The organism is Gordonia polyisoprenivorans, assembly GCF_017654315.1.
GTDB classification, from domain to species: domain Bacteria; phylum Actinomycetota; class Actinomycetes; order Mycobacteriales; family Mycobacteriaceae; genus Gordonia; species Gordonia polyisoprenivorans_A.
On record NZ_CP072203.1, the window covers coordinates 5,949,256 to 5,967,273 of the forward strand.

Genomic DNA, 18,018 nt, shown 5'->3' on the forward strand with positions numbered 1-18,018 from the left:
CTCGGTGCGGCCCCGACTCACCGCACGCCGGATGCTCGCCGTGGACCGGTGGCGTCGTGCTCCAGCACCGCCAGCGCCAATCCGGTGATCTCCGACGCCACGCCCGGACGCTCGTGATAGTGGCCCAGGCGAACCAGATCGTTGATCACCACCAGCGCCGCGGCGACTCTCGCACGCGCGGCCGGGGTGGTGAGTGAGTCCTCGGCCGCAGAAAGGGTTGTCACCCAGTCCGACATCAGTTCGCGCAGCGCCACACGCGTACTGTCCAGGGCATCGTCGGGCAGATGAATCACGTCGGACACATACACCCCCACCAGCGTGCGATGGGCAAGTGCGAACGCCACGTATGCCGACACCTGGCCCCTCAGCGTCAGCGGCGGATCCGCCTGGACGAACTCGCGGTGCCAGCGGTGCATCTCCTCGGTTGCCCGGTCGAACGGTGCCTGCAAGATCTGCTGCTTGCCCTGGAAATAGTGCAGCAGGCTCGGACCGGCCATTCCGAGGACGCCGCCGATGTCGTCGAGGCTCACCGCGTCGTATCCGCGGGTGAAGAACAGATCGGTGGCCGCCGCGACGATCTCCTCCCGCCGCGAGTCGGCCGCGCCGGCAGCGACGGCAACCGCGTCGACGCCCTCGGGGTGCGCCGCGAGATCGAATCGCAGGCAGGCCAAGGCCGAGGACACCAATTCCCGGCGGTACTCCGCCCGGCCGGGCGAGGAAGAGAGCTCAGCTGGGCTCGACATCACCGCGGTGGCGGCGGCAACGAGGAAATGCGCGTCAGCATCGGAAAGGTCGGTGCGCTCCTTGCGAAGCCTCCGCACGAAGCTCTCGATGATCCGGGCGAACTGAGACGAGATCTCCACTCGCAGATCGGGTTCGAGAAACCGCGACTCACGTTGAAGGAGCACCCACAGATCGGGTCGCGTCAATCCCGCGTCGGTGACTGCACCCACCAGATCCTCCAGCGAGCCGCCCACTGTCCGCAGCAGAGCGTCCTCGACGAGGTCGAGGCCGCTGGCGATCGCCGCGGCCAGAAGCGCCTGCTTGTTGCGGAAATGCCGGTACACCGCGGGGGCGGTGAGCCCCACCTCGGTGGCCAGCGCGGCCAGCGACACCCGATGATAGCCGAGTTCGTGGAAGTTGCGGGCCGCGACATTGGCCAGCTGGATTCGTCGTTGCGTCGCGGGTAGCCGAGCCGAACGCACCTCGGCCCTACTCTGCTGCGCCGACATGTCACCTCTCATCCGCGTTCACCGTTCGGTTACCCGGTCGATGATATCTGCCCGGATGCTCAGCGAACAGTTGACTAGTGAATATTCACTAGAATAGTCTCGGTGCCAAGGCCGTTCTCGAGCCAAGGACCCATTCAGAGCCAAGGACGCAGATGTCTTCAGATGCTTACGTATTCGACGCACTCCGAACCCCACGGGGTAAGGGCAGACCCACCGGAGCGCTCTACGGCGTCAAACCGGTGACACTCGCCGCAAATCTTCTTCGCGAACTTACCGTTCGGCATCCGCACTTCGACCCGGCGGCCGTCGACGACATCGTTCTGGGTATCGTGACCCCGATCGGTGATCAAGGCGCCGTTCTTCCCAAAACTGCTGCGATGATGGCGAATTGGCCACCGCACGTCGGCGGCTTGCAGATCAATCGCTATTGCGGGTCGGGCCTCGAATCGGTGAACATCGCCGCCCAAAAGGTGCGGTCGGGATGGGATCAGCTCGTGGTCGCCGGTGGCGTGGAGTCGATGTCCCGAGTGCCACTGGGCACCGACGGCGGCGCCTGGGTCAACGACCCGGAGACCAATCACGACACCTCCTTCATCCCGCAGGGGGTCGCCGCCGACCTCATCGCCACCCTCGAGGGATTCGACCGGGAGACGGTCGACGCCTATGCCGTGGAGTCCCAACGACGAGCCGCACACGCGTGGGATAATGAATACTTCTCAACTTCGGTTGTGCCCGTGCGTGATCGCAACGGCACGATGATCCTCGACCAGGACGAACACATGCGTCCGACCACGACCCTGGACTCACTGGGCACACTGCCGAGCCCGTTCGGCCCGATGGGCGAGACGGGATTCGATGCGGTGGCATTGCAGAAGTACCACTGGATCGAGCGCATCGACCACGTCCACCACGCCGGCAACTCCTCGGGCATCGTCGACGGCGCCTCGGTGGTGCTCGTCGGCAACAAGCGCATCGGAACCACGTTGGGCCTGCGCCCCCGCGCACGAATAGTGGCCACCGCGACCTCCGGTGCCGACCAGACCATCATGCTGACCGGACCGATCCCGGCCACCCGGAAGCTCTTGGCGACAGCCGGTCTCACCGTCGATGACATCGATCTGTTCGAGGTGAATGAGGCGTTCGCGTCGATTCCGCTGATGTACGGCAAGGAACTCGGCATCTCGCTGGACAAGATCAACGTCAACGGCGGCGCCATTGCTATGGGTCACCCGCTCGGGGCCACCGGCGGGATGTTGGTTGGCACGGCACTCGACGAACTCGAACGCACCGGTGGCCGGCGCGCGGTGATCACCCTGTGCATCGGCGCCGGGATGGGCGTGGCCACCTTGATCGAGCGCGTCTGATGCCTCCCCAGAAAGGTCCGAATCCCATGTCCTCCCACCAGCATCCGTCGTTCCACTGGGCTCTCGACCAGAATCGGATCGTGACCGTCACGATGGATACTCCCGGCAAGTCGGTGAACGCCATGAGCGCCGACTTCCTCGATCAGTTCTCGGCGCTCGTCGACCACCTCGTCGAGATCCGCACCGAGATCTCCGGCGTGATTCTCACCTCGGCGAAGAAGACCTTCTGCGCCGGCGGTGATCTGGACGCACTCGCCACCCGGGGCCCCGACGACATCGAGGCGTCGACGGCCGATCTCCGCCGATTCCACCGAGACACCAGACTCCTGGAGACGCTGGGCCGTCCCGTGGTGGCGGCGCTCAACGGCACCGCCCTCGGTGGCGGCTTCGAGCTGGCACTGAGCTGCCACCATCGGATCACCGTCGGCGACCGACCCGTACGGGTCGGGCTTCCCGAGATCACCTTCGGCCTGCTGCCCGGCGGAGGCGGCACGGTGCGCACAGCCCGGCTGATCGGACTGCTCGCCGCACTCGATTCCGTCCTGCTACCCGGCCGCGCCGTCGATGCGCGCACCGCGCTGTCGGCGGGCCTGATCGACGAGATCGTCGACGACTCCGCCGATCTCCTCGCTGCGGCCACGGCGTGGATCGAGCAACATCCCGACGCCGCACAACCGTGGGATCGGCCCGGCTACCGGATTCCCGGATCGGATTCGCCGGCACTGGCCGGAGCGATCTCCGCCCTGCCCGCCGTCCTGCGCAAACAATCCCGCGGCCCGTTGTCCCCGGCGACTCGCAACATCATCGCCGCGTGCGTCGAGGGAAGCCGGGTCGACATCGACACCGCACTGGCCATCGAATCCCGATACTTCGCCGAACTCGCAGCGGGCACCGAGTCATCGAATCTGATCGCTGCGGAATTCTTCGACCGCAGATCGATCCTGGCCGGCGCGAACCGCCCCACCGGCTATCCGGAGCGACGCGCCACGCGCATCGTCGTCGCCGGTGCCGGCATGATGGGCGCGGGCATCGCGCTCGTCTGCGCGCAGGCAGACACCGACGTCGTCCTCTACGACGTAGACCTCACCACGGCCGAGCGCGGAAAAGACTACAGCCGCAAGGTCTTCGATCGTCGCGTCGACAGCGGGAAGCTGGCACCCGAAGATCGCACGACCTATCTCGATGCCATCCGGCCCACCGCCGACCCCGCCGACGCAGCCGGAGCCGACGTCCTGATCGAGGCCGTCTTCGAGGATCCGGCGGTCAAGCAGCGGGTGCTGGCGAGCCTGACCGACCATCTCGCGGCCGACGCGGTGATCGCGTCCAACACCTCGACCATCCCGATCACCGACCTCGCCGCAAGCGTGCCCGATCCGTCACGCTTCATCGGCACCCACTTCTTCTCCCCGGTCGACAAGATGGAGTTGCTCGAGATCGTGGTGGGCGAGCAGACCAGCGACGCCACCCTGGCCCGCGCCATCGACCTGGCGCGACAGATCGGCAAGCTGCCGGTGGTGGTCAACGACAGCCGCGGCTTCTTCACCAGCAGGGTCATCACCGCATTTGTCGACGAGGCGGTGGCGATGGTCGGCGAAGGCATTCCGGCGGCGTCGGTCGAACAGGCGGCCACCCAGTTGGGCTACCCCGTCGGCCCGTTGGCGCTCGTCGACGAGATCTCACTGACCCTGACCCGGACCATCCGGGACGAGACGCTGCGGGCGCGGCGGGCGGCGGGCGAGGATCCGACCCCACCGCCGTCGATGGCGGTCATCGACTCGATGATCGACACCCACTCGCGACACGGTCGGGCGGCGGGCGGCGGGTTCTACGACTACGACGACACCGGTAGACGCGTCGGCCTGTGGCCCGGATTGGGGTCGGCATTCGGTTCCACGCCGGGCACACCGCTGGCCGACCTCCAGGAGCGCCTGCTGTTCGCCGAGGTCATCGAGGCGAGGCGCTGCCAGACCGAGGGGGTGCTGCGTAGCGCCGCAGAGGGCAATGTGGCCTCACTGGTGGGCATCGGGTTCCCGCGGTGGACCGGCGGAGTCCTGCGCTTCATCGACAGCTACGACGGCGGCCCCGCCGCCTTCGAGGAGCGGGCGAGGGAACTATCGCAGATCCACGGACCCCGCTTCGTCCCACCGACTCCCCATGAGGGCACGGTCGAGCTGATCGGCGGCTGATCATATGGATTTCGACGAATACGCGGATTCCTTCAAGACCGCGCGCCTGCGCCGCGACGATGCCGGGGTGCTCACCGTCGCACTGCACTACCGGGACGGCCCATTGACGTGGACCGCAGTAGCGCACCGAGAGTTCCCGCGGCTGCTCACCGCGATCGCCACCGACACCGCCAACCGGGTGGTGATCCTCACCGGGACCGGCGACGCCTTCGTCCGCACGCCCGAGGGGTACGGCGAGGTCTACACGAGCGGCCGGGTGAAGCCCTCGGACTGGGATCGGGGTCTCGGCGAGGCCACCGCCATGCTCACCGCACTTCTCGACCTCCCGATTCCGGTGGTGGCGGCGATCAACGGGCCGGTCACCGGGCACGCCGAGCTGGCGCTGATGTGCGATGTGGTGCTGTGCACCCCGAACACCTACTTCCAAGATCTCGCGCACATCCCCGGCAATCTCGTCCCCGGCGACGGGGTTCAGGTGTTATGGCCACTGGTGTTGGGTCCGGTCCGCGCCAAGCACTTCCTGCTCACCGGTCAGCAGATCGGTGCAGAGCAGGCATTGGGACTCGGCATTGTCGGTGAGGTCGTGCCCGAGGACGCACTCGCCGACCGCGCCACCGACCTCGCGACACAACTGACCCGAGTCGATCCACTCGTCATGCGGCACACCCGCCGCCTCCTCCAACGCGACATCCGGCGTGCACTCGACCGCGACCTCGAGATGGGCCTGAGTCTCGAAGCGTTCGTCTCGGTCTCCCGATTCCCCGAATTCACCTCTCCACCACCCACCCGGTCGGCAACGACACCCACTCCCAAGGATCCCCGATGACATCAGGATTGCCCTCGACAGGATTGCCCTCGACACCGACGCGCGCAGGCGAACTCTCCGCAGCAGCCGCAACGCAGTGGGGTGACCGCGAATTCGTACGCCTCGGCGACTCCGCCATCACCTTCGCCCAGGCCCATCACTGGACCGACGTGATCGCCGCGGAGATGATCGCTGCAGGGGTGACCCCCGGCGACCGGGTCATGATCTTCATGGTCAACCGCCTAGAAGTACTGGCCGCAACGCTGGCCGCGTGGCGAATCGGCGCCATCGCGGCACCCGTGGTCGCGATCTATCGGCGCCACGAACTCCGAGAGATCGTCTCCGACCTGCGACCGAACGCTGTCTTCACCGCCCCGACACTCGCCGATCGCGACCTGCCCGCCGAGATCGACGCCTGCCTGAACGGAACCGGCATCGCGCCGGCGATCAAGTTCATCGTCGACGAGTCCGACCGCCACGACCACTCGTGGCGCGTACTGCCAACGGTCGATGCCGCCGCCGACACCAAAGCCGGCGGCGCGGACTCCGCCCTGTTCGCCTCGGACCCCAGCGCGGAGTGTCTGCGCCTCTACACCTCGGGCTCGACGTCGGCACCCAAGGGCGTGAAATTGAGCTCGACGGCGGTGATCTTGGGCGGGCGGCAGTTTTATGACCGCCTCGGCGTCGACAAAGAGCACGTCGGCCTCGCGCTCGCGCCGGTCGCCCACATCGCGGGACTGCTGGCCTCGTGCATCGTCCCACTCACCTGCGGCGCGCGTGCCGTCGTGCTGCCCAAATGGAATGTCGAGGAGGCCGTCGCGGTCATTGACCGTCAGAAAGTGACTTGGTCGCTGGGTGCGGCGGTGTTCCTCAAGGATCTGGTCGAATACTACGAAGCGCACAGCAGCGACAGCCTGCATGTGCTCCAGCATTTCGTCAGCGGGGGCGCCAACACCGACCCGGACCTCATCGGACGGGCCGACGCGTTGGGGATGTGGGCGGCGCGCACCTACGGGATGACCGAGGCCGCGGGGGTGATCGCCCTGGCCCCCAAGGACGCTACGGTCGAGCGCCGGTCCCGGTGGGACGGCTTGCTCGCCGCAAATGCCCGGGCACGCATCATCGACGACGCCGGTATGGAACTACCCCCCGAGACCGAGGGCCGGATCACCGTCCGGGGAACGCAGATTCTCTCGGGGTACACCGACGACGCGGCCAACAGCACGCAATTCGACGACGAAGGCTGGTTCGACACCGGCGACATCGGGCTGATCACCTCCGACAACTGGATGCGGGTGACCGGACGCACCAAGGACATCATCAATCGGGGTGGCGAGAAGTTCTCGGCGGCCGACATCGAGAACGTCATCCACCGTCACCCCGCGGTCGCCAAGGCCGCGGTCGTCGGCGTACCGCACGAGCGTCTTGGCGAGACCGTTTGTGCGTTCGTCGAGCTCCGAGGGGATCAGATCTACACCGATTCCGAGTTGCGTCAGTTCATGGAGTCCCAAGATGTGGCGCGAGCCAAGATCCCGACCGAATGGCACTTCGTTCCGGAGATCCCCACGACCGCGTCGGGCAAAATTCAGAAACACGTCCTGCGCAGCCAGCGCGAGCACACTGTCACGCTCTCGTGACCGTGCGAACGGTGTGCGAGACGATCAAGGAGGTGACTGTCGATGACACGCAGCGCTGATCCCGCACGAGGGGAAGAGCAGACGCGGGCGTTCGGCCGGGTGACGGTACATGTCGCCGCCAACGGCGGAACCTACCCTTACGGCAACTCGATGACGGTCCACGGTGCCAACGGCACACTACTGGTGGACCCGTCCCTCGCCTTGCAGGACGATCCGGTGGGTGCTGACGTCGTCTTCGCCAGCCATGCACACGAGGATCATCTCGCCGGCCTCCGCCATTTTCCCGATACCGATGTCGCCGCTCATCGCCTCGACGCGCCGGCGGTCCGATCGGCGGCGACGATGCTCGACGGCTATGGGCTCGACCCGCAGGTGCGCGCGGAGTTCGAACGGGAGCTGACCGAGACCTTCGCCCTCGGTGACCGCTCCGAAGTCACCGACGTGCTTGACGGTCATGTCTTCGACCTCGGCGGTGCGGTGCGGGCAACCGTGATTCATCTACCCGGACACACAGCCGGACACTGCGGCTTGCTCGTCGAGCCGGACGGATACTTCTACGTCGGCGACATCGATCTCACCGGATTCGGTCCCTACTACGGGGATATCGGCAGCAGCCTCACCGATTTCCAGAAGTCCATCGCCGCGGCCGCGGCGATCGAGAGCCGGTGGTACGGCACCTTCCACCAGAAGGGCACGGTGACCGGACATGAGGAGTTCGTCCGGCGGGCGGGGATCTACGCCTCGGTCATCGCCGAGCGCACCGACAAGCTGCTGAATTTTCTCGGCGAGCCACACACCCTCGCCGACATCGTCGAGCACCGCCTGGTCTACCGGCCGCATGTTCACTCTCCCTACGTCGACGCCGTCGAACGCCGCACGGCCGAACAACACCTCGAACAACTCATGGAAGCCGGCGAGATCGTCTGCGATGAGCACGGCTTCTATTGCCGCACATAACGTGTCGATGCCGCACCGGCACATCCATGCCCCGGTACATTCCTGAGAAGGACCCACGATGACCGAGACCGCGCCCCCCGCAGGGCAATCCGGTGTCCCCGACATGCTGTGGCAGCCGTCGGGCGCCCCCACCACCATCGACACCTTCACCACCTGGCTGCGCGAGCACCGCGGTCTCGAGCTCAACGCCTACGCCGAGTTGCACACCTGGTCGGTGACCGAGCCGGCCGAGTTCTGGGCCGCGTTCGCCGAGTACAGCGGCATCGTCTTCCACGATCGGCCGCGGGAAATCCTCGTGGGCGAGGCGATGCCCGACGTCGAGTGGTTTCCCGGCGCCACAATCAACTACGCCGAGCACGCGTTGGCCGCCGCCCGTACCGACGCGGCGTCGTCGATCGCGATCACCGCGGTTCGCGAGGACGGCACGGATCATTCGGTGTCCTGCGCCGAACTCGCCCGCCGGGTTGCGCTCGTCCAGCGTCACCTGATCGACGCCGGCGTCGGCAAGGGCGACGTGGTGGCCGCACTGGCACCCAACATCGTCGAGACCGTCGTCGCGTTCTTGGCGACCGCAGGACTGGGGGCCATCTGGTCTTGTTGCTCACCGGATTTCGGCGCGAAGGCGGTCATCGACCGATTCACGCAGATCGAACCCAAGGTGCTCTTCGCCGTCGATGGATACTCCTACGGCGGTACGCGTTTCGATGTCACCTCGGTGGTGGCGGAGATCATCGGGTCCATCGATTCGTTGGTGGGTGCGGTTCACATTGCCTACGACGACACCTCCGGGACGACCCTCGTCCGATCCGATACCACCCCGGTCGTCGCGTGGGACAACATCGTCACCGCCGATCGCGACGCCGAGCCCATTTTCGAGCCGGTGCCCTTCAGTCACCCGCTCTGGATCCTGTACTCCTCGGGAACCACCGGCATCCCCAAGGGCATCGTGCACAGCCACGGCGGAATCGTGCTGGAACACAAGAAGGCTCTGCACCTTCAGTTCGGACTCGACGGCGGCGACCGGCTGTTCTGGTTCACCACGACCGGGTGGATGATGTGGAACCTCGTGGTCTCGGGCCTGCTCGTCGGCGCCGAGGTGGTGCTGTTCGACGGCAATCCCGGATATCCCGACCTCGATACGCTGTGGGCGCTGGCGGCCCGTCATCGGGTGTCGGTGTTCGGGGTCTCCGCGGCGTACCTGCACTCCTGCGCCAAGCGTGGTCTCAACCCGGGCCGTTCCCACGATCTGAGCTCGCTGACGATGGTCGCCGCGACCGGGTCGCCGTTGTCGCCCGACGGCTTCCGATGGGTGGCCGACGCGGTCGGCGCCGATCTACCGGTGGTCAGTTCCTCCGGCGGCACCGATGTGTGTTCGGCCTTTCTCGGTGGCGCTCCGACCGTTCCGGTGTGGATCGGCGAAATCTCCTGCGCGGCACTGGGGGCCGCGGTCAGCTCCTTCGATGTCGACGGCCGCCCGGTCATCGGCGAGGTCGGTGAACTCGTCGTCACCGCTCCGATGCCGTCCATGCCGATCACCCTGTGGAATGACTCACCGGACAAGAAGCGTTTGCGCGCAACATATTTCGATCATTTCCCCGGGGTCTGGCGGCACGGTGACTGGGTGGTGATCACCGACCGGGGCACCGCCGTCATCCACGGCCGCAGCGATTCGACCCTCAATCGGGGCGGCATTCGGATCGGCACGGCCGACATCTACTCCGTCGTCGAGGGTTTCGCCGAGGTGCTCGACTCCCTCGTCGTCGACACCGCCACCCTGCACACCGCCGGTGAGATGCTGTGTCTACTGGTACTCGAGGGCCCGCCGGCCTCCGATATCGAGGCTCGTCTTCGCGCCGAGATCAAGGCGCAGCTCTCGCCCCGCCACGTTCCCGACCGGTTCGTCGTCGTCGACGATCTGCCACACACGCTCAACGGCAAGAAGTGCGAGGTGCCGGTCAAGCGCATCCTCGCCGGCACTCCCGTCGACGACGCGGTGAGCCGATCGAGCCTGCGCAATCCCGACGCCATCGACAGTGTGGTGGCAGCGTGCCGGCAATGATGCGACCCAAGCTTTCGAAGACACCCAGGCAATTTCTCCTGCCGGATTCAATTCCTCAGAACCTCTCTGCGAGAATCACATAGCCAACGTATTGACTGCAGAAATCTATTCCGCCACAGCTAATCCGAGAGCCGCGTTGATGTAGGAGGACGGACGCGTTACCCTGCGCCGACTGCACACTCTCTGGGACTGCAAGATCGGCTTGAATGTGCCGTGCCGCCGAAGCCGCCGACGTGTTCCGATCAAGACCCGTTGACCCTCACACCGACCGTGACGCGACTGTCGGCAATGACGTTGCCAATGCCGGACGCGGCTACGGTCACCACGCACGTTTGCCGTGAAATTCAGTCATACGAGCTGGAATCATTCTCGATTCAGAAACTGTAGGGCATTGACTTAACGGCGCGGACAAAGTTGCCGGTGAGATACTTGGGTTCGCCGACTCGCAACGTCGGGGCGCGGTGCAGCAACTGGTCGAAGATTTCTCGCAGCTGCATCTTCGCAACGAAGTTTCCCATACAGAAATGAGGCCCGCCACCACCGAAGCCCAGGTGCGGATTGGGCGATCGAGTGATATCAAAACTGTCCGGCTTGTCAAACACGGCAGCATCTCGATTAGCCGACGAGTAGATCAGAGCCACCCAATCTCCCTCGTTAATCAGCTCGCCGGCGAGTTCGATGTCCTGCGTCGCGGTTCGTCTAAAGGTCATCACTGGCGATGCAAACCGCACGAATTCTTCAATGGCCGTTCCGATCTGGCCATCGAAGTCATGCAGAAGGAGTCGTTTCTGGTCAGGAAAGTCCTGAAATGCTTTCGTGATCAGTGAGATCGAGTTACGGGTGGTGTCGTTGCCTGCTACGGACAGCAGGACGAAGAATGAGGCGATCTCCTCGTCGGTGAGCTTCTCGCCGTCGACTTCAGCTTGCACCAGGTTCGTCATCAGGTCGCTCTTGGGATGGAGTCGCCGCATCTCTGCAAACTCAAATCCCATCTGTAGCAACGCGACAAGGGACTCGTTGAGTACCTCTCCCGGCTCACGTCCAGCAGCCACGTCGTCGTCAGCCCAGGAGACCATTCCGTCGGCGTGGTGAGCCGCGGTCTCACGAGCCTGCTGATCGTCGAGACCCAGCATCTCGTAGATCGTCCACATCGGGAGTCGCTTGGATACCTGAGAGACGAAGTCCCCTTCAGGAACCGTGATCAGGTCATCGACGATCGCACGCGCCTGGTTGCGGATCTGGTCATGAATCTTGGCCACCTGCTTCGGAGTGAATGCGGCACTGACCAAGCGCCTGAGCTTGGCGTGACGCGGGTCATCCATTCCGAGGAATGAACCAGCGGCCGTCAAGATGTCGTCAGGCACTTCCTCGAACTGAAATCCTTGCCCAGAACAGAATAGCTGTGGGTTCTGGCTCGCGTATTTGACCAGCTCATGTGTGGTGAGTACCCACACTCCGTCATTCTCCGGCGGCATGAGCGATCCCTCGAGGGGAGGATGCCAACTTACTGGGCGCTCTTCGCGCAGGACTCGAAACGTGTCTTCGCGCTGTTCTGCGGTCATCGCCCAGAAATCCAGTGTCGACACGGACAGCGGATCGTAGGGCCGGGTTCCAGGGCTGATCGCCGTGGTCATCTCGTCACACTCCTGCACCAGTGTATTTGTCGGCAAGCCGTCGTTTCACGAGCTTGCCCGTGGGGGTCCGCGGTAGTTCGTCGACGAAGTCGACGGTCCGCGGGGCTTTATAGTGAGCAATTCGCTCGCGGACGTACTCGATCAACTCTTGCGCAAGACCGGCCGACGCCTCTGACGCATTCTTGAGTTGAACGACGGCCCTGACCTGCTGCCCCATTTCCGGATCCGGCACACCGATGACGGCAACGTCGAATATTTTCGGATGCAGTGTCAGGACGTTCTCGACCTCCTGCGGGTAAATGTTCACCCCGCCAGAAATGATCGTGAATGCTTTGCGATCTGTGAGGAAGAGATAGCCGTCTTCATCGAGGTAGCCGAGATCGCCTACTGTTGTCCAGTTTTCGTGCTGTGGGTGCTGCGCATCGCATGTCTTCTCGGGATCCTTGTGGTACTCGAAGGGCAGCGTTTCTCTCTCGAAGTAGATGAGGCCGACCTTCCCGGGCTCGAGTTCCAGCCCGTCGTCGTCGCAGATATGGGCGACGCCGAGTCCGCGCTTTCCTACCGATCCTCGCTTCTCTACCCACTCAGCACTGGAGATGAAGTAGATACCGTGTTGTTCTGTGGCCCCGTAGTACTCGACGAGAATAGGACCCCACCAGTCGATCATCGCCTGTTTGACTTCCGGAGGACAGGGCGCTGCTGCGTGGACGGCGAGCCTGAGAGACGACGTGTCGTACCTCTGCCGCGTGTCGGTGTCGAGTTGCAGCATGCGTACGAACATCGTCGGCACCATCTGCGTTGTCGTTACCGAGTGACGCTCGATTGCGCGCAGAGCCGACTCGGCGTCGAACTTCTCCATCATCACTACTGTCCCGCCGAGCGCTTGGACAGCTCCGCACCACTTCAACGGCGCCGTGTGGTAGATCGGGGCCGGCGACAGATACACGTCGCTGGGTCCGAACCCGAAGGCGTTTGCCATGATTCCCGCGATCGGGTCGCCGGGCTGGTCAACCTCGATCGGCAAAAGCGGAGGCCGAATACCCTTGGGGCGGCCGGTGGTTCCCGAGGAGTAGAGCATGTCGGACCCGCGGGGCTGTTCAGTCAGTCTCGGTCCTGCCCCCGCAAGAAAATGCTCATACGACTGGTAACCGACCACCTCGCCACCAAACGCGAACCTATGCTTCACGTGCGGGATCAGAGGGCCAACATCCTCGCCCAGTCGCTGCACTCCCGCCGAGACAAAGAGCGCGTCCGCGTCACTATCGGTGACAATGTAAGCAACCTCTTCCGGCGAGAGGTGTCGGTTGATGGCGGTGACATACAGCCCACTACGCATAGCGGCCCAATAGATCTCGAAACACTCGATCGCGTTGTCGCTCAACATCGCGATCACGTCCCCGCGGCGGAGTCCGAGGCCGTACAAGGCGGCCGCCAGGTCTGCAGAATGCCCGTCGAGCTGGTGGTAGGACAGCGTCCTACCAGAGCTCGCCATGATCACTGCCGGTTTGTCCGGATCTGTCAGAGCGTGAGTTCCTGGATACATTTCGCGGTTTCCTCGATCAGACCAGGAGATCGTCGCGGCCGTCGGCCGTGAGCGTCTCGATGTACGCCGGATACAGTTTCTTCCCCAAGGGTGCGAGCTTCAGCAGGCTCGCGACATTTCCGGTCACTTTGATTCGACTCTTGGCCATCGCCAGCGGAAGGTTGACCTTGCCCTGCCAGTAGGCGTTACCCGTGTCTGCCGTCATCGACATTTCGGCCGACGCCTCATCATCGGGCTGCGCTTCTCGGACCGAGCCGCTGGTCGTGTCGATGACCAGCGTCGCTTCCGGATCGGAGTACACGGTCTTGAGGACGATGCCTGTGGCCCGAAGCTTCGGTCCGACCTCGGGGTCTGCGAAGGCAGTCTCAAACACTCCTCCCAGGTACTTCCGAACCTCGGCTGCATCCTTGAATCCCATCAGGGGCCTCCTTCTACTCTTCGGTTCGCCTCACCAGCGCACATTCGCGGCTTGCATATCCGACCTTCCACATAAGTCGACTTATGTGATGCAGCTCGCAGCCTACCGCGACCCAGATGAGATTGTCGAGTTTTTTGAAGATCAATTAACAAATCCGGACGGCCGGAGTCGAGGTACCTGCCATGAACTGGGGGGATCCAACCATCGCCAGCAGATACCGCCTCGGCGACCCTCGTGAACGCTCCATGACGGTGGCGGTGGAGTGCCCGCATCCAATCACCAGACGTACAGTAAGTGGACATACGTTAGGGGGTTACCGATGCGAGCACGTGCCGGCCGCACCGCGCAGGACTACTTCGACGCCGCGTACGGGCTCCTGGCAGAGGGCGGCTACGGCAAATTGAAGTTGGCAGACTTGTGCGAGCGAATGGGCGTCACCACCGGCGGTTTCTACCACTGCTTCAAGAGTTGGAGCGATTTCACTCGGCAGTTCCTCGACAACTGGCACCGGGACCGCACCACCCGCCTCATCGATACCGTCGCCGCCGAATCGGACCCGCGCAAGCGTCTGTCGCTGTTGCTCGAGACCGCAGCCAGTTTGCCGCACAAGGCAGAGGCGGCTATCCGCGTGTGGAGCACGACCGACCGCGACGTCGAGATCCTGCAGCGAAGCGTCGACCTGGAGCGCAAGCATATCGTGACGGAGACATTTCGCTCCATGTCACTGACCGAGCGGGAAGCTCACCTGCGAGCAACCACTGCCCTTTACTTGGTGATCGGGCACGAGCTCTCGGGGCAGGCCGGCGATTCGGAGGCGTTGCGGTGGAGCCTGAATGCGCTGATCAACACGGCTCCGGGGAGCGTCTAGGCACTTCTGAAGTCGCGGCCCGCGGCGACTACGCCGATTCGAGTGGCTCGGCAGCTTCGACTGCCGTTGCACCGATGAGTGCACTACGAACGAACTCCTGCGCGTTGGTGACGACCTTGTCAACGCTACCCCTGCGAGGGCTCCACCACTCCGCTGCCCAGTTCAATGATCCCAAAACGAGCATCTGCACTATGTACAGATCAAGGTCCTGTCGGATCCGACCCTCATCGAATGCTCTCTTGATCAGCTGTCGCCAGATCTTGCCGTATCTCGCCTCCTCGGCGATCTGGCGAGTGCGGATGTGCTCAGGCACCTGACCGGAGTTCCTGATGGAGGCAGTGGTGTACGCCGAGATCTGCAGTTCATGACGCAGATGAGCGTCAACCGCCGCCAGGATCCGCTCCAATGGGTCCGTTCCGTCCGGCAACTCGTCCAGAACACCGGTGACATGCTCACGCATGTCAGCGATGCCGACCCACATGACCTCCTCGATCAGGTCTTCCCTGGAATCGAAGTAATAGTAGATGGCGGGTGCCTGGAGCTCGGCTACTGTCGCCACGTCCGTCAATCGCATACCGGCGTAGCCCTTGCGACTCAGAACTTCCGCCGCCGCGTCGAGGATCCGCGCACGCGTGCGTTCGGACTTCGACGCCGCAGCGTCATCTCCTGTCGCCCCGTCACGAGTACCGGTCTTGCGTCTTGCCATGCCGAGGAGTCTATTCGATCGCTGCTTGCACACTTATATCCGCTACTGCGCCATGTCACACGATCATGCGGGCGAGCCGGCTGTCCATCAGGTCGCGCGCGCCGGCAACGATCCGATCAATCAGGTCTGCACACGTCGGGATGTCGTCTATCAGCCCTTGGGCAGTGCTCACATGCCAGATGCCGGCGTCGAGATCGCCGGTCTCGAACACGGTCCGGCCTCGCGACCCGGCAACCAGTTCTTGGACGTCGGTGAACTCAGCACGGATGTCGAGCATCTCGACCACCTTCCGGCTCACCGAATTCGACGCGACACGCGCCGTGTTCCTCAATGGCCGGAAGATGAGCTCCGTATCCAGTTCCGTACTGCGAACGATCTGACGTTTGACGCGCTCGTGCACTGGCGCTTCAGCGGTGCACAAGAATCGCGTGCCCATGTTCACACCGTCGGCACCGAGCGCGAGCGCCGCCACCAACCCCCGCGCGTCGGCGAAACCACCGGACGCAATCATTGGGATGTCGATGTGGCGGGCCGCTGCCGGAATGAGGATCAGTCCAGGGATGTCGTCTTCGCCGGGATGTCCGGCACATTCGAAACCGTCGATACTAATCCCGTCAACTCCGAGTTGTTGAGCTTTGACCGCGTGGCGAACGGAGGTGCACTTGTGCAGGACCTTGATTCCCGCATCGTGGAACACGGGCACATACGCAGCCGGATTGGCGCCCGCTGTCTCTACTATGCCGACGCCGCTTTCGATGATCACGTCACGGTATTCCTCGTACGGTGGCGGGTTGATCGAGGGCAATATTGTCAAATTGACGCCAAACGGCTTGTCGGTCAGATCCCGGGTGCGTGAGATCTCCGCTGCGAGGGCTTCTGGTGTCGGCTGGGTCAGAGCAGTGAGGATTCCCAGCCCTCCGGCCTGAGAGACCGCGGATGCCAACTCAGCGCGCCCAACCCACTGCATCCCGCCCTGAACGATCGGCGCCTCGACGCCGAAGACGTCAGTGAACTTGGTCGTGATCATCGTGCTCCCCATCGATCGGCACAAGAAAAGGTCGTCGGTTCACCACTGCGGGCGGCCCTGCACCCGAGTCGGTGTCCGGAATATCAGCAGTCACAACCGGAGATTTCGCGGAGGTTGTGGACCTTCTGATTAATATAAGATAGATTAATCTTTCGTGAGAGTCAACGTTTGCGACTCCTCAGCGCCAAGTGGATACACTCACTCGCGCCCGCATGACTCGTCACCATAACCGATCGAGAGAGTTACAGATCGAGAGAGTTACATGGGAGCACTGAGCACGCTCAAAGCCATAGGCGCCGCGACAAGTCTGACCGCCGCGGTCGCGAGGGAGAAGATTGGATTGGTGCGACCGGCCACCGAGCCGCACGAGGTCCCCCACGCAGCCTCAGCCATCACCGAGCAGTGGCTGACGCACGCGCTCTGCAAGCACATCCCGAATGCCCATGTGGCCAGGGTGGAGGTTTTGGGCGGCGACGACGGGACCAGCTCGCGACGCACACTCGCGGTCGAGTACAACGACGCCGGCCGCGCAGCCGGCCTACCGTCGACATTGTTCTCGAAATCGACCGCGACGATAGGCTCTCGCTTGCTCCTTGGACTCACCGGCATCACCGAGGGCGAGGCTGTCTTCTATACATCCGCTCGTCCAACGTTGACTCTTCGCAGTCCGATATCGTACTTCGCGGGATACGACGGCAGGGCACACCGTTCGATGGTTCTTCTCGAGGACCTCTCAGTAAAGAACTGGACATTCCCCGATCCCATGGCCAACCCGGTCACCTATCACGACGCCCTCGACATCGTGGATCAGCTTGCCCGCTACCACGGAAATCTCTGGGAAAGTGAGCGACTCGGCCAAGACCTCGCAAGGATCAGAGATTCGCTGCCATGGCAAGAGAACCCGAACTCCAAATTTCCCTTCGAGCGACGCGTCCTCAAGGGCATGGAGACAGCACGTGACGTCATTCCTGATGCTCTCTACCGTCGCAGGTCAGAGGTATTCCCCAAGTTCATGCGCTCACTTCAGCTTCATCGAGAAAGTCCGAAAACTCTGTTGCATCAAGATCTTCATCTCGGGAACTGGCTTCGAGACGAATCCGGCCAAATGGGGCTCCACGATTGGCAATGCGTCGCCAAAGGCCATTGGGCCCTCGACTATTCCTACGCGATCGCCGGATGCGTCGACCGCAGTGATCGTGAACAGTGGCAAGAAGACCTGCTTCGTTCCTATCTAGATCGCCTTACCGAGTACGGAGCCAAGAGCATCCCCGACTTCGACCAGGCATGGCTCGCATACCGGCAGCAACCACTGCATGCCCTTGCCTTCGGCCTGTTCACTCTGGGCGGCAGTTCGCTCGAGCCTGAATTACAGCCTCGCGAGTACACGATCTCAGCGATCGGCCGAATCGCATCCATGGTTGACGACCTCACAACGCTCGACAGCCTGGACTGACGCGATCCCGACCCGACAACCACCCGAACCAACACGGCCTTCACAGCGACCGGCACTCCTCACCAGCCCGTCTCGCTGTTCATTTTATTCTCTGTTAAATTAGAACACGCCAGGTCAATCACCCAGAGA

14 protein-coding genes are annotated in these 18,018 nt (G+C 63.5%); 8 read left to right on the plus strand and 6 right to left on the minus strand.

From position 1 onward, the window contains the following. Positions 1-17: 17 nt before the first annotated feature. The gene (locus J6U32_RS26750) at positions 18-1,232 is read right to left on the minus strand and encodes a TetR/AcrR family transcriptional regulator (RefSeq protein ID WP_208792924.1); all 1,215 of its coding nucleotides are present in this window, start codon (positions 1,230-1,232) and stop codon (positions 18-20) included. Between the two features lie 152 nt (positions 1,233-1,384). Here J6U32_RS26750 and J6U32_RS26755 point away from each other — a divergent pair, with 152 nt between their 5' ends. Genes J6U32_RS26755 through J6U32_RS26780 form a run of 6 tightly spaced genes read left to right on the plus strand, consistent with a single transcriptional unit; the run spans position 1,385 to position 10,240 of the window. Then, positions 1,385-2,596: an acetyl-CoA C-acetyltransferase gene (locus J6U32_RS26755; protein WP_208792925.1), complete on the plus strand. Its 1,212-nt coding sequence runs from the start codon at positions 1,385-1,387 to the stop codon at positions 2,594-2,596. Positions 2,597-2,622: 26 nt separating this feature from the next. Next, positions 2,623-4,782, plus strand: a complete 2,160-nt coding sequence (locus J6U32_RS26760) for a 3-hydroxyacyl-CoA dehydrogenase NAD-binding domain-containing protein (protein ID WP_208792926.1) — start codon at positions 2,623-2,625, stop codon at positions 4,780-4,782. Between the two features lie 4 nt (positions 4,783-4,786). Beyond that, on the plus strand, positions 4,787-5,608 hold the full coding sequence (locus tag J6U32_RS26765) for an enoyl-CoA hydratase/isomerase family protein (RefSeq protein WP_208792927.1): 822 nt from the start codon (positions 4,787-4,789) through the stop codon (positions 5,606-5,608). After that, positions 5,605-7,224 (plus strand): class I adenylate-forming enzyme family protein, encoded by a 1,620-nt coding sequence (locus J6U32_RS26770; RefSeq protein ID WP_208792928.1) that lies wholly within the window; start codon positions 5,605-5,607, stop codon positions 7,222-7,224. The genes J6U32_RS26765 and J6U32_RS26770 overlap by 4 nt, the downstream gene beginning before the upstream one ends. 42 nt (positions 7,225-7,266) lie before the next feature. Continuing rightward, the gene (locus J6U32_RS26775; RefSeq protein ID WP_208792929.1) at positions 7,267-8,181 is read left to right on the plus strand and encodes an MBL fold metallo-hydrolase; all 915 of its coding nucleotides are present in this window, start codon (positions 7,267-7,269) and stop codon (positions 8,179-8,181) included. 58 nt (positions 8,182-8,239) lie between these two features. After that, entirely contained in the window at positions 8,240-10,240 is a 2,001-nt protein-coding gene (locus tag J6U32_RS26780) for an acetoacetate--CoA ligase (RefSeq protein ID WP_208792930.1), read from the plus strand. Positions 10,241-10,614: 374 nt separating this feature from the next. On the opposite strand, the gene J6U32_RS26785 is transcribed toward J6U32_RS26780, so the two are convergent. The 3 genes from J6U32_RS26785 to J6U32_RS26795 are packed head-to-tail and all read right to left on the minus strand — an operon-like array spanning position 10,615 to position 13,835. After that, the gene (locus J6U32_RS26785) at positions 10,615-11,874 is read right to left on the minus strand and encodes a cytochrome P450 (protein WP_208792931.1); all 1,260 of its coding nucleotides are present in this window, start codon (positions 11,872-11,874) and stop codon (positions 10,615-10,617) included. Between the two features lie 4 nt (positions 11,875-11,878). Continuing rightward, positions 11,879-13,417: an acyl-CoA synthetase gene (locus tag J6U32_RS26790; protein ID WP_208792932.1), complete on the minus strand. Its 1,539-nt coding sequence runs from the start codon at positions 13,415-13,417 to the stop codon at positions 11,879-11,881. Positions 13,418-13,433: 16 nt separating this feature from the next. Continuing rightward, entirely contained in the window at positions 13,434-13,835 is a 402-nt protein-coding gene (locus J6U32_RS26795; protein WP_208792933.1) for an SCP2 sterol-binding domain-containing protein, read from the minus strand. Positions 13,836-14,154: 319 nt separating this feature from the next. Here J6U32_RS26795 and J6U32_RS26800 point away from each other — a divergent pair, with 319 nt between their 5' ends. Further along, positions 14,155-14,703: a TetR/AcrR family transcriptional regulator gene (locus tag J6U32_RS26800; protein WP_208792934.1), complete on the plus strand. Its 549-nt coding sequence runs from the start codon at positions 14,155-14,157 to the stop codon at positions 14,701-14,703. 28 nt (positions 14,704-14,731) lie between these two features. On the opposite strand, the gene J6U32_RS26805 is transcribed toward J6U32_RS26800, so the two are convergent. After that, positions 14,732-15,409 carry a TetR/AcrR family transcriptional regulator gene (locus J6U32_RS26805; protein WP_208792935.1) on the minus strand — a complete coding sequence of 226 codons (678 nt, stop codon included), beginning with the start codon at positions 15,407-15,409 and terminating at the stop codon, positions 14,732-14,734. Between the two features lie 55 nt (positions 15,410-15,464). Continuing rightward, the gene (locus J6U32_RS26810; protein WP_208792936.1) at positions 15,465-16,436 is read right to left on the minus strand and encodes an NAD(P)H-dependent flavin oxidoreductase; all 972 of its coding nucleotides are present in this window, start codon (positions 16,434-16,436) and stop codon (positions 15,465-15,467) included. Between the two features lie 262 nt (positions 16,437-16,698). Between J6U32_RS26810 and J6U32_RS26815 the strand changes: the two genes are divergently transcribed. Continuing rightward, entirely contained in the window at positions 16,699-17,889 is a 1,191-nt protein-coding gene (locus J6U32_RS26815; protein ID WP_208792937.1) for a phosphotransferase, read from the plus strand. Positions 17,890-18,018 lie beyond the last annotated feature (129 nt).